The organism is Leptolyngbya sp. DQ-M1 (genome assembly GCF_039962505.1).
Classification (GTDB): domain Bacteria; phylum Cyanobacteriota; class Cyanobacteriia; order Leptolyngbyales; family Leptolyngbyaceae; genus Leptolyngbya.
Genome location: NZ_JAMPLJ010000004.1, coordinates 196,553 through 219,878, shown reverse-complemented (window position 1 = coordinate 219,878; position 23,326 = coordinate 196,553). Strand labels below are relative to the sequence as shown.

20 protein-coding genes, 1 tRNA gene, 1 other RNA gene and 1 pseudogene are annotated in these 23,326 nt (G+C 47.1%); 16 read left to right on the top strand and 7 right to left on the bottom strand.

The window, feature by feature from the left end; all coding sequences use genetic code 11:
• Window positions 1-3: 3 nt before the first annotated feature.
• Window positions 4-1,044 carry a hemerythrin domain-containing protein gene (locus tag NC981_RS14355; protein WP_348243585.1) on the bottom strand — a complete coding sequence of 347 codons (1,041 nt, stop codon included), beginning with the start codon at window positions 1,042-1,044 and terminating at the stop codon, window positions 4-6.
• A 285-nt stretch (window positions 1,045-1,329) separates the two neighbouring features.
• Between NC981_RS14355 and NC981_RS14350 the strand changes: the two genes are divergently transcribed.
• Complete coding sequence (locus NC981_RS14350; protein WP_348243583.1) at window positions 1,330-1,836, top strand: DUF2243 domain-containing protein; 507 nt, start codon at window positions 1,330-1,332, stop codon at window positions 1,834-1,836.
• Window positions 1,837-1,964: 128 nt separating this feature from the next.
• Window positions 1,965-2,897 carry a manganese catalase family protein gene (locus NC981_RS14345; protein ID WP_190377640.1) on the top strand — a complete coding sequence of 311 codons (933 nt, stop codon included), beginning with the start codon at window positions 1,965-1,967 and terminating at the stop codon, window positions 2,895-2,897.
• Between the two features lie 45 nt (window positions 2,898-2,942).
• On the opposite strand, the gene NC981_RS14340 is transcribed toward NC981_RS14345, so the two are convergent.
• The 4 genes from NC981_RS14340 to NC981_RS14325 all read right to left on the bottom strand — a co-directional run bounded on the left by NC981_RS14340 (window position 2,943) and on the right by NC981_RS14325 (window position 8,162).
• Complete coding sequence (locus tag NC981_RS14340; protein ID WP_348243581.1) at window positions 2,943-3,650, bottom strand: glycoside hydrolase family protein; 708 nt, start codon at window positions 3,648-3,650, stop codon at window positions 2,943-2,945.
• Between the two features lie 39 nt (window positions 3,651-3,689).
• Entirely contained in the window at window positions 3,690-5,321 is a 1,632-nt protein-coding gene (locus NC981_RS14335) for an ABC transporter ATP-binding protein (RefSeq protein ID WP_348243579.1), read from the bottom strand.
• 747 nt (window positions 5,322-6,068) lie between these two features.
• Window positions 6,069-6,770, bottom strand: a complete 702-nt coding sequence (locus NC981_RS14330) for a TrkA family potassium uptake protein (RefSeq protein ID WP_348243577.1) — start codon at window positions 6,768-6,770, stop codon at window positions 6,069-6,071.
• A 51-nt stretch (window positions 6,771-6,821) separates the two neighbouring features.
• Window positions 6,822-8,162, bottom strand: coding sequence for a TrkH family potassium uptake protein (locus tag NC981_RS14325; RefSeq protein ID WP_190377636.1), 1,341 nt, complete (start codon window positions 8,160-8,162; stop codon window positions 6,822-6,824).
• Between the two features lie 53 nt (window positions 8,163-8,215).
• Between NC981_RS14325 and NC981_RS14320 the strand changes: the two genes are divergently transcribed.
• From NC981_RS14320 to NC981_RS14285, 8 genes are all read left to right on the top strand, one after another.
• A complete protein-coding gene (locus NC981_RS14320) occupies window positions 8,216-8,671 on the top strand; it encodes a rhodanese-like domain-containing protein (protein ID WP_348243575.1) in 456 nt (151 codons plus the stop codon).
• Window positions 8,664-9,752 (top strand): acyltransferase family protein, encoded by a 1,089-nt coding sequence (locus NC981_RS14315; protein WP_348243573.1) that lies wholly within the window; start codon window positions 8,664-8,666, stop codon window positions 9,750-9,752. The genes NC981_RS14320 and NC981_RS14315 overlap by 8 nt, the downstream gene beginning before the upstream one ends.
• Window position 9,753: 1 nt before the next feature.
• A complete protein-coding gene (locus tag NC981_RS14310) occupies window positions 9,754-10,494 on the top strand; it encodes a TIGR04283 family arsenosugar biosynthesis glycosyltransferase (RefSeq protein ID WP_348243571.1) in 741 nt (246 codons plus the stop codon).
• 99 nt (window positions 10,495-10,593) lie between these two features.
• Window positions 10,594-10,815 (top strand): hypothetical protein, encoded by a 222-nt coding sequence (locus NC981_RS14305; protein ID WP_348243569.1) that lies wholly within the window; start codon window positions 10,594-10,596, stop codon window positions 10,813-10,815.
• 112 nt (window positions 10,816-10,927) lie between these two features.
• On the top strand, window positions 10,928-11,239 hold the full coding sequence (locus NC981_RS14300) for a hypothetical protein (RefSeq protein ID WP_348243567.1): 312 nt from the start codon (window positions 10,928-10,930) through the stop codon (window positions 11,237-11,239).
• A gap of 77 nt (window positions 11,240-11,316) precedes the next feature.
• A non-coding RNA gene (gene ssrS, locus NC981_RS14295) (6S RNA) lies at window positions 11,317-11,501 on the top strand.
• Window positions 11,502-11,840: 339 nt separating this feature from the next.
• Window positions 11,841-13,184, top strand: coding sequence for a pitrilysin family protein (locus tag NC981_RS14290; RefSeq protein ID WP_348243565.1), 1,344 nt, complete (start codon window positions 11,841-11,843; stop codon window positions 13,182-13,184).
• Window positions 13,185-13,225: 41 nt separating this feature from the next.
• On the top strand, window positions 13,226-14,518 hold the full coding sequence (locus tag NC981_RS14285; protein ID WP_348243563.1) for a pitrilysin family protein: 1,293 nt from the start codon (window positions 13,226-13,228) through the stop codon (window positions 14,516-14,518).
• 224 nt (window positions 14,519-14,742) lie between these two features.
• On the opposite strand, the gene NC981_RS14280 is transcribed toward NC981_RS14285, so the two are convergent.
• Window positions 14,743-14,829, bottom strand: a tRNA-Ser gene (locus NC981_RS14280).
• A 173-nt stretch (window positions 14,830-15,002) separates the two neighbouring features.
• Here NC981_RS14280 and NC981_RS14275 point away from each other — a divergent pair.
• The 6 genes and pseudogenes from NC981_RS14275 (at window position 15,003) to NC981_RS14250 (ending at window position 22,480) form a co-directional block, all read left to right on the top strand.
• Complete coding sequence (locus NC981_RS14275) at window positions 15,003-15,998, top strand: aspartate carbamoyltransferase catalytic subunit (protein ID WP_190379302.1); 996 nt, start codon at window positions 15,003-15,005, stop codon at window positions 15,996-15,998.
• A gap of 60 nt (window positions 15,999-16,058) precedes the next feature.
• Window positions 16,059-17,561 carry a carotenoid isomerase gene (gene crtH / locus NC981_RS14270; RefSeq protein WP_348243561.1) on the top strand — a complete coding sequence of 501 codons (1,503 nt, stop codon included), beginning with the start codon at window positions 16,059-16,061 and terminating at the stop codon, window positions 17,559-17,561.
• A 465-nt stretch (window positions 17,562-18,026) separates the two neighbouring features.
• A complete protein-coding gene (locus NC981_RS14265; RefSeq protein WP_348243559.1) occupies window positions 18,027-20,789 on the top strand; it encodes an SMC family ATPase in 2,763 nt (920 codons plus the stop codon).
• Between the two features lie 159 nt (window positions 20,790-20,948).
• Window positions 20,949-21,458, top strand: a complete 510-nt coding sequence (locus NC981_RS14260) for a DUF1622 domain-containing protein (protein ID WP_348243557.1) — start codon at window positions 20,949-20,951, stop codon at window positions 21,456-21,458.
• Window positions 21,458-21,941 (top strand): annotated as a pseudogene (locus NC981_RS14255) (HPP family protein). The gene NC981_RS14260 and the pseudogene NC981_RS14255 overlap by 1 nt, the downstream one beginning before the upstream one ends.
• Before the next feature lie 140 nt (window positions 21,942-22,081).
• Window positions 22,082-22,480, top strand: coding sequence for a PadR family transcriptional regulator (locus tag NC981_RS14250; protein ID WP_347273130.1), 399 nt, complete (start codon window positions 22,082-22,084; stop codon window positions 22,478-22,480).
• A 64-nt stretch (window positions 22,481-22,544) separates the two neighbouring features.
• Here the strand turns inward: NC981_RS14250 and NC981_RS14245 are convergent, their stop codons facing one another.
• The gene (locus NC981_RS14245; protein WP_348243555.1) at window positions 22,545-23,231 is read right to left on the bottom strand and encodes a hypothetical protein; all 687 of its coding nucleotides are present in this window, start codon (window positions 23,229-23,231) and stop codon (window positions 22,545-22,547) included.
• Window positions 23,232-23,326 lie beyond the last annotated feature (95 nt).

Here is a 23,326-nt window from a genome sequence, read left to right as displayed (position 1 = left end):
CGACTACATTGAGGACATCTCCTGCTGTACTCTTGTTTTCACCGCTTTAAACTCAGTTGCCATTTGCTCCTTCTCTTCGGTGCTGCAATTTTTGTCGATCGCAGCAAACATAGTGCTTTCTTCTTGGCGAATATGGTCGCCCAAGTGCTCCATTAAATCTTTGATCTTGGAGCGAAACTGATCCGCCGATGCAGGATCGATCGACTTAATTTCCTCTAGCATCGGTCGCCATTCAGCTTGTTCGTCGTAAAGTTCCTGAGTATTTTCGTCGCCGTAGAACGATCGAATTCTCGGATAGACGACTTCTTCCTCGGCTTTCGCATGTACCAAGATGTCTTTGTAGAGCTGCCCGAAATACTCTTGCAGCTTCTGCGGATCTTTTGTTGCGCCAATCTCAGTGAAGATGGTATTCACTTTGTTGTGATCCAACCGAATCAGGGTTTGGATGTTCATGTCCTGTTTATCGGTGTTTTGGGTAATCACACTCCCTGCAACACCTGATAAAGCGGCAACTGCGTCTTGTACCCGCGCCCAAATTCCTTGATCCGCATCCATCCCAGTCATTTCGCGGACTCCAACTTGTTCGAGCATTCCTTTGAGTTGTTCTTGGTGCGCTCGACCTTCAAAGTTGACAGTATTGAGCGGCGCGATCGCAACTTCGATATCTGCTCCAACTTTCTGAGCCGCTTTGTGAATGTTGATGCCGCTCATCGCTTGACCATGCTTCATCAGTTCATGGTGAATCAGCTTTTGATAGTACGTAAACTGATCACCCTCCATCATCTTCTCAAAGTTCTCGATAAAGATGCGAGTCGCTGGACTTGGCTCAGTTTGAATCCCGTATTGCACAATCACGGTTTCAACGATGCCCAAGTTTTTGCGATCGTCTTCGAGCATGTTCTGCAATCGTTCACGAACATCGTCGTAGGGGCAAGCATCAATTAGTTTTTGATCGTTTGAGAGAATCAGGCTTTGAAACGCTTTGAGATCTGCTAACCGTTCGCCGATCATCAATCGTTTTGTATCATCTAAGGTTGCAACCATGTTTAGTTCTCCTATAGGTACTGATTTGTTTGAGGCATCGACAAAATAACGCTAGAGCTTGCCGATCCCCTGAATTTTGAAAGGGACTGCACCACTATCCACCTAACTGGAGTTAGATCTTGTAAATATAGCGCTCTTGTTTGAGCCATAAAGGCTAGAAGGAAATGGCCCTCCTCAACTAATTGAGAACTGCCATGTAACTCAATCACTGATTTCGCTCTCTAGACAGAGGTCTAGACGGTCAAGGCATTAGTAGGTTTGTTTAATTTAACTATTAATTTAACTATGGCGAACGTAACTCAAGCACCGCTCGAATCAGCTACTCTACCGAAGCGATTCGTTTTAGCCAGTATTTTATTAGGAATGGGCTTTGCAGGATTTTTTGATGGCATCTTTCTCCATCAAATTTTGCAGTGGCATCATATGTTAAGCACTGTGCGACCGATGACAAATATGGCAGATGTGAAAGTGCATTCGGTGGCGGATGGTTTGTTTCATGCTGCGGATTATTTCTTGACGATCGCAGGTGTGACGCTGTTGTGGCGCTCGCATCTATCCGATGAACTGCCAAAATCGAGTCAGCCCTTTATCGGTTTAATCTTGCTAGGGGCAGGGTTGTTTAATACGTTTGAAGGGATTATCGACCACGAAATTCTGGGAATTCATCATGTGCATTCCGGTGCTCACTATATGCTGTGGGATCTAGCATTTTTGGGGTTTGGCATATCGCTGATCATTGCGGGATACAAATTAGTTGAGCGATGGAAAAACCCTCAAGAATCTATGTCTTGAGGGTTCAACTATAGGCTGATTTAGTTAATAGATTGGGCCGCTAGAAATGAGATGTTCGGACTTAATTAGGTTGCTTACCCAAAGCAATCTAAGCAACTGTTGAACACTCTTTTTTTTTGGGGAATATCATGTTTTTACATACGAAGCGTTTGCAATATTTTACGCCACCCTCTAAACCCGATCCAATTTACGCTAAAAAGCTACAAGAGCTAATTGGTGGCTCAATGGGTGAAATGACTGTGATGATGCAGTATCTATTCCAAGGTTGGAACTGTCGCGGCCCTGCAAAATACCGCGATTTGCTGCTAGATACTGGAACCGAAGAAATTGGCCACGTTGAAATGCTGGCAACAATGGTGGCGCATCTATTAGATAAAGCACCTGTTGAGATGCAGGAAGAAGGAGTTAAAGATCCGGTTGTGGGCGCAGTGATGGGTGGAACAAATCCTAGAGATGTGATTGTTGCTGCAATGAACCCTCAGCACGAAATTGTGTCAGGTCAAGGTGCAATGCCTGCCGATAGCGTCGGTTTCCCTTGGAATGGTCGCTTTATTACTGCAAGCGGTAACTTATTGGCGGATTTCCGATCGAACTTACATGCAGAGTCTCAAGGTCTGATGCAAACTGTTCGCTTGTATGAAATGACGGACGATCCAGGCATCCGCGATCATTTGAGCTTCATGATTGCACGCGATACGATGCACCAAAACCAATGGTTAGCAGCGATCGAAGAATTGAGAAGCGATGGTTTTGAAGATGTTGTGACTCCGAAGATTGCTCATGAATACGGTAAGCGCGAGTATGCTTATCAGTTCTGGAACAATTCGGAAGGAGAAGACAGCGCAGAAGGACGCTGGGCGAAAGGACAATCGATGGATGGTAAAGGACAGTTCGAGTATGTCGCAAATCCTCAACCGCTCGGCCCGATTCCTGAACCGCCGCAACCGAAGCCCAAACTTCATGCAACTCCGGCTACAACTGCAATGCAGAAGACTAGCGATAATCCGGTGAAGAACATTGTCGAGGGTGTTAAAGACGCGATCGACGGCTTCAACAAATAGTTAATTGAATCGGGGTAAGCACAGAGCTTACCCCGATCGTTCCAATTAAAACGAGGATTGTTTGCCTTGTTTTAATTCCTGCTGCAAAACACGCTGATAGATTCTGGGCAAGGCATCACTCATTGAGTTGGTTTCAATCCCATAGCCTAAGCTTGTCCAAGTCGGAGACAAAATCTTCAACACTCGATCGACCTGTCCTTTTCTGAGCAATTGAGGAATATCTACCCCCCAAGCTTGGGAGTCACTGAGCCAGCGATAAACCACTTCATCTTGATACTGCGGCTCAAAGCTGTAGTTCTGCCACATGAAAAAGCCATCGGGAGCCGGATGATAGCGTCTTGCTTTCTCTTGCCAAGTGGTCGTGATGAACTGATAGCGTCCTGCTGCGGTCGTGCAGTTTCCAATATTTGGGCCATTAACGATCGTAATACAGCGATCGGGATGCTCGTTTAAGCTCTGTGCATAAGTGCCACCATACATTACACCATAAGGATTTCGCACGTTTGACTCACTCGCCGAGATGGTTCGCATCAGCGCCCGAACGTATGGATCGCCACCCTGCTTAACTAAGGGCGCATCTGCTCCGCGTCCTGAACCTTCAAACGTCAGAAATTCGGGGCGCTTCCCTTGCAAATGCCCAATGATCAGAACGATCGCCAACAAAATCAAGCTGCGAACGAGCCAACTACCGACATTTTGCTCAAGCGAATCGGGTTTTGGAGCTTCTGGCTTTGGAGAATTTGCTTTCGTCATACAACAGATTACGCACTCTTGAGCATTTTAGCTTCTTTATTAGCCAGTCATCTTGTTTAACAAGGGTGCAGCTCCTAACAGCGATTGGGTGTAGGGATGCTGAGGATGTTTAAACAAAGTCTGAGTTTCACCGAGTTCAACAATTTTGCCGCCGTTCATCACTGCAATGCGATCGCAGAAATATCGCGCTACCCACAGATCATGCGTGATGAATAGGTAAGTTAAGTCAAATTCTTGTTTGAGATCCTGCATCAATTGCAGCACTTGAGTTTGCACTGTAGCATCTAGCATACTGACAGGCTCATCACAGATTACTAATTTAGGACGAGTGATCAGAGCACGAGCGATCGCAACGCGCTGCTGCTGTCCTCCGGAGAGTTCGCCCGGATAGCGATGGTAAAACGATTCAACTGGAGTGAGTCCGACTCTTTCTAGAACATATTCCACTTCTTGCCGCGCTTTTTCTGGGGTTGCAAGGTGGTGAATCAGAAGCGGGTCAGCAATACTTTCGCCGATCGTCATGCGCGGATTCAGACAAGCGTGGGGATCTTGAAAGATCATCTGAATTTGTCGTCGCTGTTTTTGCAGTTGTTCGCGATTGAGGCGGGTTAGATTTTGTCCAAAAAATTCTACTTTGCCGCTAGTCGGTCGAAGTAAGTGCAAAATCGTGCGAGATAAGGTGCTTTTACCACAGCCTGATTCTCCGACTAAACCCAAGGTTTCACCCGGATAAAGTTCAAGATCAATGCCATCCACAGCGCGGATAGTGCGATCGTTTTTGTCGAACAAGCGAGAGATAAAGTTAGATTCGATCATATAGTGCTGCTTCAGTTCAGATAACCGTAAGATTGGTGCAGCACTAGCATGATTATTTTCAACAATAGAACCGGAATCTTTTTGCAAATGCAACGCTGAATTGATTAATGTACGAGTATATGTATGTTGAGGAGAACGAAAAACGGATTGCGTTGAACCTGCTTCAACAATTTCGCCGTCATACATCACAGCAATACGATCGCAGTATTCCGCAATCATTGCGAGATCGTGAGAGATTAAAATCAGCGCCATATTTCGCTCACTACATAGGCGCGTCAACTCTTTCAAAATCTGGGCCGCAACCGTCACATCTAAACTTGTTGTCGGTTCATCTGCAACGATCAGTTTCGGATTTAGTAATAAAGCAAGCGCGATCGCGACTCTTTGCCGCATTCCACCACTAAATTCGTGCGGATATTGTGACCAGCGACTTTCGGGAATATTGACGGCTTTTAAGGTGTCGATCGCTCGTTGTTTTGCGGCTTTTGTCGATAAGTTTGGTTCGTGCGATTTCAGGGTTTCTAAGCAATGATCGCCGATCGTCATGAGCGGATCGAGTCGCGTCATTGGGTCTTGAAAGATCAGCGCCACCGCTTCACCTCGAAACTTCTGAAGCTCAGTTTCGGACAAATCAAACACCGATTTACCCTCAAACTTCACCTGCCCTTGGATTTGGGCATCAGATAACAATCGCATCGCTGCCCGTCCGAGCGTGGACTTACCACAGCCCGATTCACCGACTAAGCCGAGTCGCTCTCCGGGTTGCAGCGTAAACGAAACATTTTTCACAACTGCGTTTTGTCCAGCCCGATATGCAACGGTAAGGTCTTCAACGCAGAACAAAGAATCGTTCATGATGGTGCGATCGCTATTTTTTGACTGCAATCACTTTAGCTCATCTCGTTCAAATCGCCTGACTCAACTGGCGAAATCGATGAGTTTCTCAAGTCAAGCAAATTTACCAGCCTTGAGTCGCTAACCATCCAAGACTGTTATCGGTAGCCTATTGACGCGGGATTATCAGCGATCGGACTCATACCAAATTGATCTGTCGCATTCTATGTTGAATTCGGTATCACTTTATTTTGTCGAACGATGTCCGCTCATACCAAATTGATCTTTAATTGCTACAAATCTTGGAAGCCCCCTAAATCCCCCACGAGTGGGGAACTTCAAGCCAAAGAAGGATTAGGTTCTCAAAGTCCCCCAGAATGAGGGATTTAGGGGGCGAAGGATCTGTCGCATTCACGAATTGACTTGGTATCAGATATAACGATCGCGCTATCAAGTAGCAGAATTCCTAAACTCGATACCGTAATTGCAAAACTAAAAGACGGAATTCCTAAACTCGATACCGTAATTGCAAAACTAAAAGACGAATTCGTCAACTCGATACCGTAATTGCAAAACTAAGTAACAGAATAGAAAAACTAAAAAACGAAATTTCTAAACTCGATACCGTAATTGCAAAATCAAATAATACAACTTCTTAACTTAATGCTCTGGGTGAAAGTTAGAAACTTGAATCGCGAAGTTCTACATTGGCGTTGGCAATCGTGAAACGTCACTCTACGCATTGAAACAGGGTAATTCTATGGCTGGTTAGATCGGTAAACGATCGATATCTCGATTCGTTCCAATTACCACGATTGCGGTTCCCTTCGTAATGTACATATTTGGGTTGGGATTGATGATGAATTTCCCATCCTTGCTAAATGCAAGCAGATTTAAGCCATAGTGTGATCGCAGTTGTAGCTGCGCGATCGATTTACCGTGGAAGCTTTCGGGGGCAATCATTTCGACGATGCTGTTTTCAGGATCGAGGTCAAACCGATCTAAAATTCCGGGCTTAGTCAGCGATCGTGCCAAAGTACAGCCCATTTCATGTTCTGGAAACACCACATGATCCGCGCCCACTTTCTTCAGCAGCTTTTCGTGGATTTCTGAAGATGCTTTTGCCACTACATGCGGCACACCGCCCTCTTTTACGTTCATCGTTGTAATAATACTTTCCTGAACGTAATTGCCGATCGCCACAATTACTGTATCTTGCTCAAAAATTCCCGCTTCTCGGAGTGCAGCAGGCTGAGTCGAATCGATTTGACGAGCATGAGTGACGATGCGATCGTTCAACGCTTGGTCAACTCTGCCTTTATCAGAATCGGCAGCCAGCACTTCATAGCCAGAATTGTGCATCGTCGCGCAGACTGCTCGCCCGAATCGCCCCAAGCCAATCACCGCAAATTGTCGATTTTTATTGTTCGATCGCAAACTGTGAAAAAATCCCAAAGATGATAGATTCACGATCTCTTGTGCCTCTCAATGATCTCGATCAATCATAATAGTTTGAAAATGTTACCCGACTAGCAAGTTTTCTTCAGGGTAATTTACAAAGCTCGGCTTCGGATCACCCAGAACTGCACTCATCAAGAGCAAAACGCCCACCCGTCCGACATACATGACCGTCACGATCAGAAGTTGACCGGGAATGGATAAGTTTCCAGTGCCAAATGCGGTTAAGCCGACTGTCGCAAACGCAGATACGACTTCAAATAAGATATTGATAAAGCTAATCTCCGGATCAGTCAGCGCAATTAAGACTGTTGCAGTAATAACCGTTGTAATCGAGCCAATCAACACAGCAACCGCTTTCAAAATCAGCGCCACTGGAATCTCACGGTTTGACGACAGCACTACTTCTTTTCCTTGCAGTACCGCTCTTGTACTATCCAGCAGCACTCGCAGCGTTGTGGTTTTAATACCGCCGCCTGTACTACCCGGACTTGTACCGATAAACATCAACGCGATCGTAATAAATAATCCAGCAGTGGTCATTTTAGTAATGTCGATCGTGTTGAATCCAGCCGTCCGGGGAACAACCGCCTGAAACCAAGCTGCCATGAGTTTGTGAGGAAAACTCATGGCACCGAGCGTATTCGGATTGCGGAATTCGGTTGCGAGAATGGCGATCGTTCCCATAATCAACAGCACGATCGTCATACTAACTGCGACGCGAAAATTCAACGAAAAACTGGTTCGTCTGGGATTACGGCTGAGGCGATCGCGTCCCCAAAAATACATCTCCATAATCACCTGATAGCCAATTCCGCCAAAAATAATCAATCCTGACACGGTGAAATTGACGATCGGATTGGTAGCGTACTGGATCAAATTATCCGAAAACAAGCTAAATCCAGCATTGTTAAACGAATTAACACTGTGAAAAATCGATTGCCACAGCGCCCAAAGCGGTCGATCGCTAAACTGCGGCAGAAACACCGTCATCAGCAAAATCACCCCAGTTAGCTCAAACAGTAGCGTGGTGGCGATAATCGACTGTAACAACCCCGTCAATCCCGACAATCCCGGCACATCGAGCGACTGCTGCACCGCAATTTTTTCTCTTAGTCCCAACCGTCTACCCAGAAATAACAGCAAAACTGTCGTTGCCGTCATGTATCCCAGTCCACCCACCTGTACCAGAATCACCATAAATAATTGGCCCCAGAAGGAATAAAACTTTCCCACATCCACGACAGATAGCCCGGTTACACAGACGCATGAAGTTGACGTAAATAAAGCCGTGACGAGGTTGTTCCATTCGCCACTAGCAGTCGAAATCGGCAGCATCAAAAGACCCGTTCCGGCGAGAATAAGAGCAAGGAAACCTAGGCAAATAGTACGAGAGACAGTCATAAACGAAGTGCGAGAAAGAGTACGATCGAGCAAAATTGTAAATCTATTTTGCTGTGAATCTTCTATTTAAGCTGCTCAAGCTCTGGATTCGGATTCAGTTTCCCACAGTCCGATCGCTTTCCACTCAAAATCTCGATCTCTGGCTGCAAGATCCCGCCCGAATACCTCCTATTCTTCTGGATGCTCGCACTGTGCCAGAATTTACGGTGAGTCATCTTAAAACTGCCCAGCGAATTGATCCGCGTCAGCCAAACTGGAAGCACTTACCCAAGAATTTTGCGATCGTCGTATATTGCTCGGTGGGATATCGCAGCGCTAGAGTTGCCCAACAGCTTCAGAAGCATGGCTTTACTGATGTATGGAACCTAGAAGGCAGCATCTTTCAATGGGCGAATGAGGCGCGATCGCTTTACCAAAACAACGGGCGATTGGTGCGATCGGTTCATCCCTACAATGCCCGGTGGGGAAAGCTGCTAAACCCTGAACTCAGAGCCGCGATCGATGAATAAACGACGGAATGATTTAGACTGGCTGCGCGTTTTTGCGGTTGCAGTATTGATTTATTTTCATGCAGCCGCAGTGTTCTATCGCGGCGATCTGGGTGAGTTTTATGTGGTGAATCAACCCACCAATTCAGCGTTGGAATTCCTGATTTTGTTCATTCATCAGTGGCATATGCCGCTCTTTTTCTTTGTTTCTGGGGCAGCAAGTTGGTTTGCTTTAGAGAAGCGATCGTCCAAAGATTATCTTAAAGAAAGAGTGCAGCGATTATTAATCCCGTTCGTGTTTGGATTGTTTGTGCTTGTCCCGCCACAGGTTTATCTTTCACTGCTTTCACGATCGCGCTTTCAAGGCTCTTACTTCGAGTTTTATCCCCAGTTCTTTAACGGAATTCGTCCTGCTGGAAATTTTGAATGGGCGCATCTTTGGTTTATTGTTTACCTGTTTGTTTTCTCGCTAGTTGCACTACCGATATTCTCATTTCTAAAGTCTGCGAATTACCGAATCAACTTGATTCTACTCGCATTACCTCTTGCGTTGATTGAAGCGATATTTCGACCGAAATGGATTGGATTTCAAAACTTATACGATGATTGGGCAAATGTGTTACTATACCTGACTTACTTTATTTACGGGTATGGATTAGTCGCTCGATCGCAGTTTACCGAACTGCTCGATCAATATCGTTCTTGGATTATCGGAAGCGCGATCGGGCTGATGTCAATTTTCATCGGATTATGGATTGCTGATGTCGTTCCCGATCGCGCTTACTCACTTGCATACATGAGCTATCAAGCCTTTCGAGGAATAAATTCTTGGGTCTGCGTTCTCGCATTTCTCAGCTTAGGACAACGCTTTTTCCAACATCGCAATGCAATTCTGAATTACCTAAATGAAGCAGCATATCCAGTGTATTTGTTACACCAAACGATTCTAGTCACGATCGCGTTTTTCGTGGTGCAATGGAGCGTCAATATTGCTGCAAAACTCCTTATCATCAGCAGCGCAACCGTCTTGATCACGCTCTTGGTTTATGAATTGTTTGTGCGTAGAATTTGGATCACGCGATCGCTTCTCGGATTGAAATAATATGTCTCGTGTTTCCATTATTATCCCGACCTTAAACGAAAGCCGCAGCATTGATCGCACCCTCAGACAGCTTGCAATTCTCGCCCCCGCTGCTTGGGAAATCATCATCGTCGATGGCGGCAGTACAGACAACACGATCGCTCTTGTCAAGCAAACTAATCTCGCTCAAATTCTTCACTGCGATCGTCCCAGTCGTGCCATTCAGCTCAATCACGGAGCCGCCCAGGCAACGGGTGACATTCTCTGCTTTCTCCACGCCGATACCCAAATCCCCGACGACGCGATCGCGCTAATCCGCGAAACTCTAGCCGATCCGGCTATCGCCTGCGCTGGCTTTATCTCGATCATGACCGGCGATCGCAAAACACGTTGGGGAATCTCTCTGCACAACTTTCTCAAAACCTACTACGCACCCCTACTTTTTCGCCCTCATCTCTTTATCAAAGGGTTGCGTTTACTATTTGGCGATCAAGTCATGTTTTGTCGCAGATCTGACTTCTGGGAATGTGGCGGATTCGATGAAGCACTCCCCATTATGGAAGACGGCAACCTCTGTTTACGGCTGATTCGCAAAGGCAGAATTCGTCAAATCAATCGCATCGTCCAAAGCTCCGATCGTCGAGTCGCAAAATGGGGAGCCTGGAAAGCGACCGCTCTCTATCTATACATCGGCATACTCTGGGGGCTTGGTGTCTCTGCTACAAGATTGAAACGCTTCTATAACGATATTCGCCAACCCTAACCTTTAAACAAACCTAATGGTAGAGCAAGGTGTAGAGATCCCAGTGCCACAATAAAATTTATTCATCAAATTTTAGATCTGTTCTGGAGACTCTTTTTTATGCACTCGGATTTTCGGGCGATTCAAGCCTCATCGCCGATCGCAACTATTCGCGTTGATAGCGATACTACCGCCATTTCTGAAGGACTGATTGCGATTGCGTTGCCTTTTAGCATATTTTTTGCAGTTTTGGCCCATAAAAAGCAAAAACGCCAGACTTTAAAGCGACAAATTGAAATGTTAGAACGCCTGTGGCAAAAGAGCAGCGACAGAATTCAATAGTCCAGTTCAGAAACAATCCAAAAACGAATAATGACTGCGTTAGATTTTGCAATCTAGGGTAAATTATGGTGTCTCCTCCGAACAAAGAATCTATTAGGACTTGAGAAACACCATGAAGAAATCAAACGCGATCGGCATTCTAGCTGGACTCGCTCTAGCAACCAGTCTTACTGCATGTTCCGGTTCAGAGCAAGCAGCTCCCCCTTCACCTCCTGCATCGCCCGCTGCACAGCCTGCGACACCAGTTGAGAAAGCCGGAGATGCCAAGAAGCCAGGTACAGCAGCTAAAAAGTCTGGAGAAGCGACAAAAGCCAAAGCAGGCGAAGCAGCTAAAAAGACAAGCGATGCAGCCAAGAAAACTAACGATGCTGCAAAAGAAAAATCAACCGAATCCGTTCAGCCTCCTGCTCAGAAGAAGCAGTAAGCCTAGAGTCACAAATGGGGTGGAAGAATTGAGAATAGACTTTCCAACTCCAAACTGACCCGCTACAATAAATGAAGGATTTGCTGCGGCGTTGGTGACTGCCAACAATGTTTTATGATCTATGTTTTTTGAATCTGGGAGTCAAAAAAGGCTGATGGCAGTAGACCGAGCTTGTACTCGGAAACTTCAAATCCGCTACTTCGACACCCACCTGGTTTTAACCAGGTCAAAAGCTGAGGTAAGACGGCGCTGCGGTGTCCTACTTTTTCGATCCCTTACTGATTAAGTGAGGGAATTTTTATTGCAAAAAATTCTATTATTTCTTGCTCACGAAAGTTTGATTAAAATTTATTATGAAATCGATTTTTGATTGAATTTTATGCCAACAATGTTTTAATTCAGAACTCTGGAAAATCCGTCGATCGAGAGATCAAATCTCTGCATTTTGGCGCGAGGAATTTAGCATAAATGATTAAAAAATAGTCTTGATCGTTTTGATCTTCTCACACCTATTTCAGTGTTGTAAGTTAACAGGATCACATACCGCAGCTTCTAACCCTTTCTAACCATTGTCCTCTACTTGTATCGATCAGTTAATCCCTTGAATATTTACCGATCGCCCCAAATCCCTCTTGCTTTGCCTGCAACCGTACATCAGCTAGACAATGGACTAACGCTGATTCACCATCATCTCCCCGCAACTGGAGTCAGCGCAATCGATGTCTGGGTGAATGCAGGCTCGATCGTAGAACCGAATGAGTGGTCGGGAATGGCTCATTTCCTTGAACACATGATTTTCAAAGGAACGAGTAAGCTTGCACCCGGAGCATTTGATCAAGCGATCGAAAACCGGGGCGGAATGACGAACGCAGCCACGAGCTATGATTACGCGCACTTCTATATGACGACCGCATCAAAAGATTTTGCGGAAACCCTACCCTACCTGGGTGAACTGTTGCTCAATGCGGCAATTCCCGATGATGAGTTTGGGCGGGAGCGCGACGTTGTACTGGAAGAAATTTTGCAGACTTATGATGATCCCGACGCGATCGCGTTTCAGGTGCTGTCGGAATTGGTCTATCAGCGGCATCCCTACGGCAGACCGATTTTAGGAACAGAAGAGAGCTTAATGCCGCGATCGGCAGAGGAAATGCGATCGTTTCATCGCACCCACTACCAACCGGAAAATATGACTGTGGTGGTTACGGGCGATATTGATCTCGACGAAGCAAAACTTCAGGTCGAAAAAGCATTTCATCCATTCCCCAATTCAATGTCCTGCCCACGGCACGAAGCGGAAGCCGAACCGCCAATCACCAGCATCCGACGCGAAGAACTCTATCTACCCAGACTCGAACAAGCTCGATTGCTGATGGCTTGGATTGCGCCAGGAGTTGAACCGCTCCAGCAGGATGATGCCGACGAGCCGCTCCCCTGGAAACGATTTGAGCGATCGAACCAACAAGATCCATTAAAAGCAGCCTGTGGACTAGATTTGCTCTCAGCCGTTCTTGCCTCTGGGCGCACCTCACGATTTGTTCAAGAACTACGCGAAGAGCGTCAACTGGTGCAGGCGATCGACTGTAGCTTCTCTCTACAACGGGATTCGAGTTTATTTACAATTGCCGCTTGGCTCGATCCCGAAGATTTAGAGCGAGTCGAAGCGCTGATTTGCGATCGCTTGTCTCATTTGATGACGATCCCCATTGCTCAGGCTGAACTCGATCGCACAAAACGACTACTCTGCAACGATCACGCCTTCTCAACCGAAACCCCCGGACAGCTTGCAGGACTATACGGCTATTATCATTCTCTCGCTCAAATCGAAGCCGCGATCGCTTACCCTCATTGGATTCAATCATTCACAACCGAAGATTTACGCGATCTGGCGAGTCACTATCTTTCGCCCTATCACTATGCTGCTATCGTCGTGAAACCGATGTAACTAGGTTGCTAGAATCAACGCATGTAGTTTTCAGAACGATCGTGACTTCAACTATCACCCTGTCTCAAAATCGAATGGTTCACCACACTGTGTTAAGCAATGGCATCACAGTGCTTGTCACCGAAAATCCGTCGGCTGATATTATTGCGGCTCGTTTGTTCCTGAAAACTGGAAGCCGTTGGGAGCCATACGATAAAGCGGGACTTTCGCACCTCGTCGCAGCGGTGATGACGAAAGGCACAGAAGAGCATTCGTCCTTGGAAATCGCAGAGCGAGTTGAATCGATCGGGGCGAGTCTAGGCACAGATGCCGCTTCGGACTATTTCCTACTCAGCTTAAAAACTGTCTCCGCCGATTTCCCTGAAATGCTGGACTTGGCAGGAGAACTTTTACGATCGGCAACTTTTCCAGAGGCAGAAGTTGAGCTAGAACGACGGCTCACACTCCAAGCCATTCGCTCTCAGCAGGAGCAACCCTTCACGGTTGCGCTCGATCGTTTACGCCAGACAATGTACGGCGAACATCCTTACGCGCTTTCAGGTTTGGGAACGATCAGTACCGTCGAGAAGTTGACCCGTCAGGATCTCCAAGACTACTACAAAACATACTTCCGCCCCGATAACTTGATCATCAGCATTGCAGGTCGAATTACACCGGATCAAGCGGTATCGCAGGTTGAAGAAATTTTAGGAGACTGGAAGGCACCCTCGACACCGGTTGCGGATCTCACATTACCGATCGTCACATCCAATCCAACCCGCAACAGCATTCCTCAAGAGACACAGCAATCGATCGTCATCCTCGGCTATCTTGCGCCCTCGGTTCAATCGAGTACGATGGCAGATTACGCTGCTCTCAAGTTGCTAAACACCTATTTAGGCAATGGTTTATCCAGCCGGCTGTTTGTTGAACTGCGTGAGAAGCGAGGTTTGGCTTATGAAGTGTCTGCCTTTTACCCGACGCGGCTTGATACCTCATATTTTGTTACCTACATGGGTACGGCTCCAGGAAATACAGAGATCGCGCTTTCCGGCTTGAAAACAGAAGTCGATCGCCTGTGCGATGCACCTTTGAGCGAAGAGGAGATCCAGACTGCCAAAAATAAGCTACTCGGGCAATACGCCCTGGGTAAACAGACCAACTCTCAACTCGCACAAATTTTTGGCTGGTACGAAACCTTAGGATTAGGGGTCGAATTTGACGCGCAGTTTCAAGCCGCGATCGCCAACGTCACCCCAGAAACCGCACAAGAAGTTGCTGGTCGGTATTTTGGTTCTCCTTACGTTTCTTTACTAGGCCCAGCAGAGGCGATCGAGAATTTGCATCTTGCCTAATCCTTGCTGCCATACCACTGTCCCCGAACGCTTATTTCTTTTTGACATCTTCAGGCATTCACCCCTATCCCGCGTTGAACCAGCTATACCGTTCAAATTTGGATAGTCAACTAATAGTCAAAAGGTGTCTAAAGACCTTCACAGTCACCCAATCGATCGCCCAAAAAGAAACCCTCGAAACTTCGAGGGTTCTCTAAAAGCCGTGATACACCAAAGTTTTAGAACGGAGAGAGAGGGATTCGAACCCTCGGATAAGTCACCCCATCACAGCATTTCCAGTGCTGCGCCTTAAACCACTCGGCCATCTCTCCAGATGGGCAGCTTTTTCAAGCCACAGAATTCATACTATAGCAGAACTTGGTGCATCCTGATTTTTTTCTTACACGATCGCCCAAATTTCCAAAATTCCATCTCGATCAAGCCGTGCTGACCGGAACGTTTTGCGGTATGAATAGTGAGTTCACGCCCTCAGTTACTGCGATATATGAGTTGGAATCGTCGTCACGTTCTCTCGCTGGCTGATTTCTCGCCTGCGGAATATGATACCGTTCTGCAAACGGCGAGCAGTTTTCGAGAAGTCTTAACGCGCCGTACTAAAAAAGTCCCGACGCTGCAGGGGCAAGTGGTAGCAAATTTGTTCTTTGAACCCTCAACCCGCACCCGCAGTAGTTTTGAGCTTGCGGCAAAAAGATTATCTGCCGATACGTTAAATTTTGCAGCCAGCACTTCTTCAATTACAAAAGGCGAAACCATTCTGGATACAGCGAAAACGTATCTAGCAATGGGAACGGACATGATGGTGATTCGGCATAAAGAAGCGGGAGTACCGCAGGCGATCGCCGATGAGATGGATCGCTTAAACGTAAAAGTTGGCGTGTTAAACGCAGGCGACGGACAGCATGAGCATCCCTCGCAGGCGTTGCTGGATTTGTTTACGATTTGTTCGCTGATTGATGTGGAGAAGCCGCGCTCGGCGTTATTAACTGGAAAGAAAGTCGCGATCGTGGGAGATATTTTGCATTCGCGAGTAGCGCGATCGAATATTTGGAGCTTGACAGCAAGTGGTGCAGAAGTGCATTTAGCTGCACCTCCAACCTTGTTACCAAAAGCATTTGCAGCGTTTGTGAAAGACAGTAACCCGGAAATTTCGCGTCAGTTGTTCATTCATTGGACGTTAGAACCTGCTCTGATTGATGCGGATTTTGTCATGACGCTGAGATTGCAGAAAGAACGGATGACCAGTCATTTGCTACCGAGTCTGCGGGAGTATCATCAGCAGTTTGGGATTACTCGCGATCGCCTGAAGTTGTGTAAGCCAGAGGTGAGAGTTTTACATCCAGGCCCCGTAAATCGTGGGGTCGAGATTAGCTCGGACTTGATGGATGATCCGGTTTTGAGTTTAATTTCTCAACAGGTGACGAGCGGAGTCGCTGTGCGAATGGCACTGCTCTATCTCATGGGCGGCGGTAAGGTCGGTTAAAGCTGCCGAATTGTGACCGAATCTGGATACACTGAGAACTGTTGAGCGATCGCGGGTTTCATGAATTCTACCGACTACGATGTGATTGTAATTGGGTCAGGCATTGGCGGCTTGGTGACAGCCACTCAGCTCGCGGCAAAAGGAGCCAGCGTCTTAGTTTTAGAGCGGTATCTGATTCCTGGAGGCAGTGCGGGCTATTTCGATCGTGAGGAAGGCTACCGCTTTGATGTCGGGGCATCAATGATTTTTGGGTTTGGGGACAAGGGAACGACGAATTTACTCACCCGCGCTTTGGATGGCGTGGGAATGTCGATCGAAACGATTCCCGATCCGGTTCAGGTTCACTATCACTTGCCGGATGGATTGGATCTGAAAGTTCATCGCGATTACGAGAAGTTTTTGCACGAATTGATCGCCTACTTTCCACACGAAGAAAAGGGAATTCGGCAATTCTATGATGAGTGCTGGAAGGTATTTAATTGCCTGAATGCGATGGAGCTGCTGTCATTAGAAGAACCGCGATATCTGACGCGAGTGTTTTTCCAACATCCCTTTGCTTGTTTGGGCTTAGTGAAATATTTGCCGCAGAATGCTGGAGATATTGCCCGTCGATATATTCACGATCCGCAATTGCTGAAATTTATTGATGCGGAATGTTATATCTGGTCGGTTGTGCCTGCCGATCGTACTCCGATGATCAATGCGGGGATGGTATTTAGCGATCGACATTACGGCGGCATCAACTATCCGAAAGGCGGTGTCGGGCAGATTGCACAAAAATTAGTCGAAGGATTAGAGAAGGCTGGAAGTCACATCAAGTACAAAGCAAGAGTGACGGAAATCGTCACTGAAAACGATCGCGCGGTGGGAGTTAAGTTAGCCTCTGGGGAAACATTCCGAGCAAAGCGGATTGTTTCTAATGCAACACGCTGGGATACGTTTGAGAAATTACTTCCCGAAACGCAGAAGCCAACTTCTGAGAAAAAATGGCAAAAACGCTATCAGCAATCCCCAAGTTTTTTGAGTTTGCATCTTGGAGTCAAGGCTGAATCATTACCTGCTGGAATCGAATGTCATCACATCTTGCTAGAGAATTGGGAGGATATGGAAGCAGAACAAGGAACGATTTTCGTCTCGATTCCGACGCTGCTTGATCCGAGTTTGGCACCAGAAGGACATCACATTGTTCATACCTTTACCCCTAGCTGGATGCAGGAATGGGAGAACTTGTCTCCGAGCGAATACGCCGAGAAGAAAGAGAAAGCCGCCGGTCGCTTAATCGATCGTTTAACACAGATTATTCCGGATCTCGATCGCGGCTTAGATTTTGAGGAAGTTGGGACACCGAGAAGCCATCGCCGCTATCTGGGGCGCGACAATGGTACGTATGGCCCGATTCCCTCGCGTAAACTGCTGGGATTATTGGGAATGCCGTTTAATCGGACTGCGGTTCCTCATCTTTACTGCGTGGGTGATAGTACCTTTCCCGGACAGGGTTTGAATGCGGTGGCGTTCTCAGGATTTGCCTGTGCGCATCGGATTGCAGTGGATTTAGGACTGTAGCAGCTTACGGGGTAGGACTAAGCGGTTGAGGAACGGGAGCAAAGACGTTCATACGATCGCACCCCTCCACCGCAATCTGCACATACGCTGAAATCCATTTAAAGTAGCTTACTGTTTCTAGAGAAATCGGAACTTTGCTGAATAAAAATAGGAAGAAATCGATTCGCTGCCGTGATACCGAATCAATTTGTCAATGCTACAGATCCTTCGCCCCCTAAATCCCCCATACTGGGGGACTTTGAGAATCCGAAACAGATTTGGCTTGAAGTCCCCCACTCGTGGGGGATTTAGGGGGCTTCCAAGATCTGTAGCACTCAAAAATTAATTTGGTATGACAACAGCGATCGGAGATTTGATGAGCATTGCTGTGCGGATTTCTTTTTTCTCAGATGAGACGATCGACGCTAGAATCAGTTCCATTCCGATCTAAGATCAGAACATCTGATCTGCGCCCCGAATCAGTGTATGGAAATACTCTCGGTTAGTCTTAAAAACTTCAAGTTTCACAGCGATCGCTCCTTTTCGTTTCAGCCGGGGACAAATGCGATTTGTGGTGAGAATGGTGCAGGCAAGACGAGCATTCTCGAAGCGATCGCGTGGGTATTGTTTGACTATACGGGCGCGTACACCAAAGATGATTTGATTCGCAATGGCTCCAATAGTGCCCAAGTGCGGGTAAGCTTTGTTTCGAGCCGGGATCAGCGCACCTATGATGTAAGTCGCTGTACGCGATCGAGCTACACCATTTATGATCCGGAACTGGGCGAAAAGCTCAATTACACCAAAAAAGAAGATGTCCTTCCCTGGCTGAGAGAACATTTGGGAGTGCCAGTAGGGACAAATTTATCTGATCTGTTTCGCAATACGATCGGGGTTCCGCAAGGCACGTTTACAGTTGATTTTCTCAAGACCGCAGAGGAGCGCAAGAAGGTCTTTGATCCGATTCTGAAGGTTGAAGAGTACAAGAAAGTCTATAAAGAGTTAGGCGACTTAGAAAAGTTTGCCAAAGCTCAATCTGAGAAGTTAGAGCGTGATATCCAGCAGTATGAGGAATCCCTGCAAGAATGGGATGAACTGAGTCAGCAGAAAGAAGCGCTCAGTCAGACGATCGCGCAGATTCAAATTGACCTGACACATTGGGAGCAGCAATACGATCGGCTCAAAGCAGATCAAGAGCAGTACAGTGTGATCGCGGCTCAGGTTCAGCAACTTACTGCTAATTTAGAAGCGATCGTCAGTCGAATGCGGGCTGAGGAACTAAATGTCCAGCGATTGAAGCTAGAACTAGAGACGGCGGAAAAATCGGTTGCTATCTGTACAGAGCGCCGTGAGAGTTATCAAACTTATATGCAAGCTGACCAAGCTTTGCAAGCATTCGATCAGAGTCGGACTCAGCAAGAGAAACTATTGCGCGATCGCCAAACGCGAATTGAATCTTTCAGTGCCTATCAATCCAAGTTAGCGGTTTTAACTCAAAAAGGAGAGCATCGATCGCAAATCGAAGCGGATCTCAAGCAATTAGAACCATTAATCCAGCAACAATCTGAACTAGAGCAACAGCAAACCCAACTCAATCAGCAACTCCAAACCTGTCAAAGCTGGAAGCAAACCATGCAGCGCGATGAAAAGCGCCTAGTGCAACTTCAGCAGAATCAAAAACAACTGGGCGATGAAATCGAGCGATTAGAGGGATTAGGCGCGATCGTCAAACAAATTCCTCAGCTTGAGGAACAACAGCAGCGCTATCAACAACAACTCAGCCGCATCGAAGCTGCTACTCAATTCGAGGCAGACTTGCGCCAAATTATCTCGCAAGCCCAAAAGCGCGAGAACATTCAAACCCAACACATTCGAGCGGCAACCGTAACGTTAAAAGAACTGCAACAAGCAACACCGCTTTGGCAATCTCAGCTTGAAACAGTGTTAACCACGATCGCCCATAGCTCAAAGCTGAATCATCTTTTGATGCAGGATCTTCAAGAAATCTTAGATGATTTATCCCAGCAGCTAGTGGTCGATCGCTTAAAACAATTACTCAAAGAAACTCAAATTCAGCTTAAAACAGTTCGCGATCAAGAAGCACAGTATCGCAGTCTAGATGCGAAGTTTGATCAAGAAGAAAGACTTGCTGCGGAAGTTGCAGAACTTCGATCGCTGATTGCTGAACATCAATCCCAACTGCTCACAGAACCCGAACTCACAGCAAAACTCGCTGAAATTACAGCACAACTACAAGCACTAGACAATCCTCGCGATCGTAGTCGGTATCTCACACGCGATCTAAAAGCTTTAGCAGGTCTGGATGCTGAACTTACTCAACTCCAATCAGAACTGAAAAACGGGCAAGACGCAATCACCGCGATCGACTTGGAGTTGAAGACATTTGAGAACTTAGCCGATCAAATTCAGGAACAGCAGAACTTACGCGATCGCTACAGAGAAGACTATCAGCTTTATCTAGCTCACCAGCAATCCGCAAACAGCTTCAAAGACCGAAAAGCACAGCTAGAAGATGCGATCGCACAGTTAAATCAATATCAATCACAACTTCAAACATTAACCAATCAAAAAGCACGGCTAGAAGAAAGCTACGATCCAGAGCAAGTTAAACAGATTAATGCTGAGTACGAAGAAGCCAACCGTCAAAAAATCTCACTTAGCACAACACTCCCGATCGAAACCAAGCGCCTAGAAGAATGCGAAACCAGGCTATCTCGCCTACAAGCCATTCAGCAAAAGCGAACCGAAGCCCAAGCCCAACTCAAGCAAAAACAAAAGACTGAACGATTTATCAAGTTTGCGCGAAAATCCTACAAAGAAGCCGCACCTAGAATCACAGAACGCTATGTGCAAACAATTTCTCATGAAGCCGATCGCTTGTTTAGAGAATTGCTCAACCGTCCGAATGTTGCCCTGCAATGGACACGCGATTATGAAATCATGGTGCAAGAAGGCGCACATTCCCGCAGATTCATCAATCTATCTGGCGGTGAGCAGATGTGTGCCGCTTTAGCCGTGCGTTTAGCCCTGTTAAAGGTACTGGCAGACATCGACATTGCTTTCTTTGATGAACCCACTACAAACATGGATCGACCCAGACGAGAAAGCTTAGCCGAAGCGATCGGTAACATCAAATCCTTCCGTCAACTGTTTGTGATTAGCCACGATGACACCTTCGAGAAAGTCACAGAAAACGTAATCCTCGTTGAGCGAGAATTTAGCGGCTGAGATTGAAGAGGCTTGCGAGATAGGCAGCCTACGATCGCAAATCCGGTAGGTATTCTGCCACGATCACACCTGCAATAAACAATCCTAAGAGAGAAGCAATTTTGCACCGGGCTGCTTACGCTAACGTAGCGCTAAACTGCCGCTCAAGGACGAACCTCTATGAACTGGGAAAGAAAACCAGATTCGTCCAGAGACACGATCGCGTCTCTGGTGTTACCGCTCACTCTGATTTTAGGTCTCGTACTCTTGCTCAGCCTCAATGCAGGACAGACTAGCTCAGAAACGACAGAAAGCAGTCCGTTGGAGGCTTGGCTGAAGTTGCTTGTGAGTTACTTAGCCGCCGGGGCGGAAATGGCGGCAGCATTTGTAATCGGAGCGGCGGTGCTTCGTGGCATCGTGAGCTATGGGCGGCAAGTGTTTTCTCGGAGGCAACATTTGGATGCCACCGAAGGGATTCGCCTACAATTGGGGCGAGTTCTGGCGCTGGGATTAGAGTTTACGGTTGCGAGCGACATTCTTCGTACTGCGGTTGCTCCAACTCGTCAAGACATTCTAAATTTGGGTGCGATCGTGCTGTTGCGAACCCTGTTGAACCATTTCCTAGAGCGCGAAATCCAGCAAGGCGAACAAAATCGGATGTCCGAGCAACCTGCACAACCGAGAGTGTGATGAGTCGAAAAAGCTTAAAGCCGATCGAAGGTGCAAATCGCACAATGCGGCGCAGATTGGGAATTAAAGGGGAACTCTTGCTGGCAACGGCTCCAACCGTCGTTGTATTGAGCGTGTCCTAGCTCTGGTTGAAGTGCTGAGTCGGCAACGCCTATTGTTTGCTTCTTTAGCTGCAAGTGCGTTTTTGATTTATCTCGATCCGCAGCATGGAACAAACTCCGTCCGAACTTTGGTTTCAGCGCAAATTATGTCAGCCGTGATCGGTTGGCTGACGTTTTGGTGGTTGGGAGCAGGGTATTTCGCCGCCGGAAGCGCGATGATTCTGACGATCGTGTTGATGATCTAGATGTTGTTCATCCTCCTGCGGTTGCTACTTCGCTCAGCTTTGCTCTCAGAGCAGGCGGCGAAAATAACCTCGTTTTGTTTGCCTTAGCAGTAGGGATCACTGCGGTATTGGTGGGGCTAGAGCGAGTTGCGTTGTGATTGATTGCTCGCTTTGATCGGTAACGAAAGAAATTTGGTATTAGAAGTTACGATCGACAGAACAAATTTTTATCAGTCTTTTTTTGTAATTCACATCTATCATTAGGAATAGCTTGCCCTAACTTAGACGGTGATTCTCTATGATGAATGCTCAACGCTTAACTTTCGAGGGAATTTATCAATTTTTTCAAACCCCGCAGCCGGTCTTTCTCAATCAAGAACTCACAGTTTGCTATTTGATGTCGGTGCTAGTTCGCTCTGAGTCCTATGGGACAGAACTGGTACAACAGCTACAGCAGGACTACCCCAACTATCGGCTGTCAGACACGATTCTGCAAAATTCGCTGCGGTTTCTGGAAAAACAAGCCCTGATCACAAGCTACTGGAAAAAACTAGAAAAGCGGGGTCGTCCGCGCCGAATGTATCACCTGCGCCCGGAAGCTCGGTCTAAAGCAGAAGACTTGGCAAAACTCTGGTGGGAGCATATGGGACTCGCTTCTGCCGATCGCTCAACTCCAGAGCCAACCCCCGTGGTTTAAGTTTCTCAAAAACAATTGTCCGCCGATCCTGCGATCGGCGGACAGTCTAATGCGTTAAATCTAATTAAAGCGGATTAAGCGCTAGCGATGAGTTAAGGCGGAGATTTAGATCGCTTTGAGAATTAACCGAAATGACCTGATTTGTGTTGCGTCCGAAGATCAAGCCGCCTAATGCACCTGCGCCTGTTCCGATTAAAACCTTACCCAGGGAAACCCGACGGTTTCCACTGACAGCGGAAATAATCGCCGCCGCACCAGACCCGATCGCGGCTCCTTTGAGAATGGCATCGGTGCTGACTCCGCGTCGAATCTCTTCAGTCCGGCTGATCACATCGGTTTGGGCATCGAGTGCGAGTTGAGTGCCGTTGGTCAAGACCAGCGTATTGGCGACAAAGCGCGTTCCACCGCTAGCGGGCTGAAATTCGCCTTTGACTTGGCTACCTGCGGGAATGAGCAGCGCTCCGTTTGAGGTGCGAACGTTATTGGGAATCGTTAGGGTAATGGGAAGGCGCTCATTGGGGGCAACCAGAATTTTTTCAGCATCGCGGTAAGCTAGGCGCAGAGTAGTATTGGCGGGGATGCGAACTGCTCCCGTAGAGCGGGGTTGCGAGGGAAAAAGCTGAGCAATCTGCATGGAAGCAGGGGCAGCAACCACGTCTTTTGCCAAGACGATCGGGGCAGCTCCGGTTGCTGTTACACCTAATGTCAGGGCAAGTGCAGTCCCGGACTGTAGTTTTTTCAGGTTCAACATGATTTTTGTCCTTCAAGTCTGAATCTAGCGGCGATGTCTTGATTGACTTTGCCGCTAGAAGTTAAGTTCCTTGAGTTGAACATGGTTATTTCGTA

What these genes read in the sequence shown, in the direction of transcription:
- NC981_RS14355 (WP_348243585.1), bottom strand. Translation starts at nt 1,044, where the DNA reads ATGGTTGCAACCTTAGATGATACAAAACGATTGATGATCGGCGAACGG.
- NC981_RS14350 (WP_348243583.1), top strand. Translation starts at nt 1,330, where the DNA reads ATGGCGAACGTAACTCAAGCACCGCTCGAATCAGCTACTCTACCGAAG.
- NC981_RS14345 (WP_190377640.1), top strand. Translation starts at nt 1,965, where the DNA reads ATGTTTTTACATACGAAGCGTTTGCAATATTTTACGCCACCCTCTAAA.
- NC981_RS14340 (WP_348243581.1), bottom strand. Translation starts at nt 3,650, where the DNA reads ATGACGAAAGCAAATTCTCCAAAGCCAGAAGCTCCAAAACCCGATTCG.
- NC981_RS14335 (WP_348243579.1), bottom strand. Translation starts at nt 5,321, where the DNA reads ATGAACGATTCTTTGTTCTGCGTTGAAGACCTTACCGTTGCATATCGG.
- NC981_RS14325 (WP_190377636.1), bottom strand. Translation starts at nt 8,162, where the DNA reads ATGACTGTCTCTCGTACTATTTGCCTAGGTTTCCTTGCTCTTATTCTC.
- NC981_RS14315 (WP_348243573.1), top strand. Translation starts at nt 8,664, where the DNA reads ATGAATAAACGACGGAATGATTTAGACTGGCTGCGCGTTTTTGCGGTT.
- NC981_RS14310 (WP_348243571.1), top strand. Translation starts at nt 9,754, where the DNA reads ATGTCTCGTGTTTCCATTATTATCCCGACCTTAAACGAAAGCCGCAGC.
- NC981_RS14305 (WP_348243569.1), top strand. Translation starts at nt 10,594, where the DNA reads ATGCACTCGGATTTTCGGGCGATTCAAGCCTCATCGCCGATCGCAACT.
- NC981_RS14300 (WP_348243567.1), top strand. Translation starts at nt 10,928, where the DNA reads ATGAAGAAATCAAACGCGATCGGCATTCTAGCTGGACTCGCTCTAGCA.
- NC981_RS14275 (WP_190379302.1), top strand. Translation starts at nt 15,003, where the DNA reads ATGAGTTGGAATCGTCGTCACGTTCTCTCGCTGGCTGATTTCTCGCCT.
- crtH (WP_348243561.1), top strand. Translation starts at nt 16,059, where the DNA reads ATGAATTCTACCGACTACGATGTGATTGTAATTGGGTCAGGCATTGGC.
- NC981_RS14265 (WP_348243559.1), top strand. Translation starts at nt 18,027, where the DNA reads ATGGAAATACTCTCGGTTAGTCTTAAAAACTTCAAGTTTCACAGCGAT.
- NC981_RS14260 (WP_348243557.1), top strand. Translation starts at nt 20,949, where the DNA reads ATGAACTGGGAAAGAAAACCAGATTCGTCCAGAGACACGATCGCGTCT.
- NC981_RS14250 (WP_347273130.1), top strand. Translation starts at nt 22,082, where the DNA reads ATGATGAATGCTCAACGCTTAACTTTCGAGGGAATTTATCAATTTTTT.
- NC981_RS14245 (WP_348243555.1), bottom strand. Translation starts at nt 23,231, where the DNA reads ATGTTGAACCTGAAAAAACTACAGTCCGGGACTGCACTTGCCCTGACA.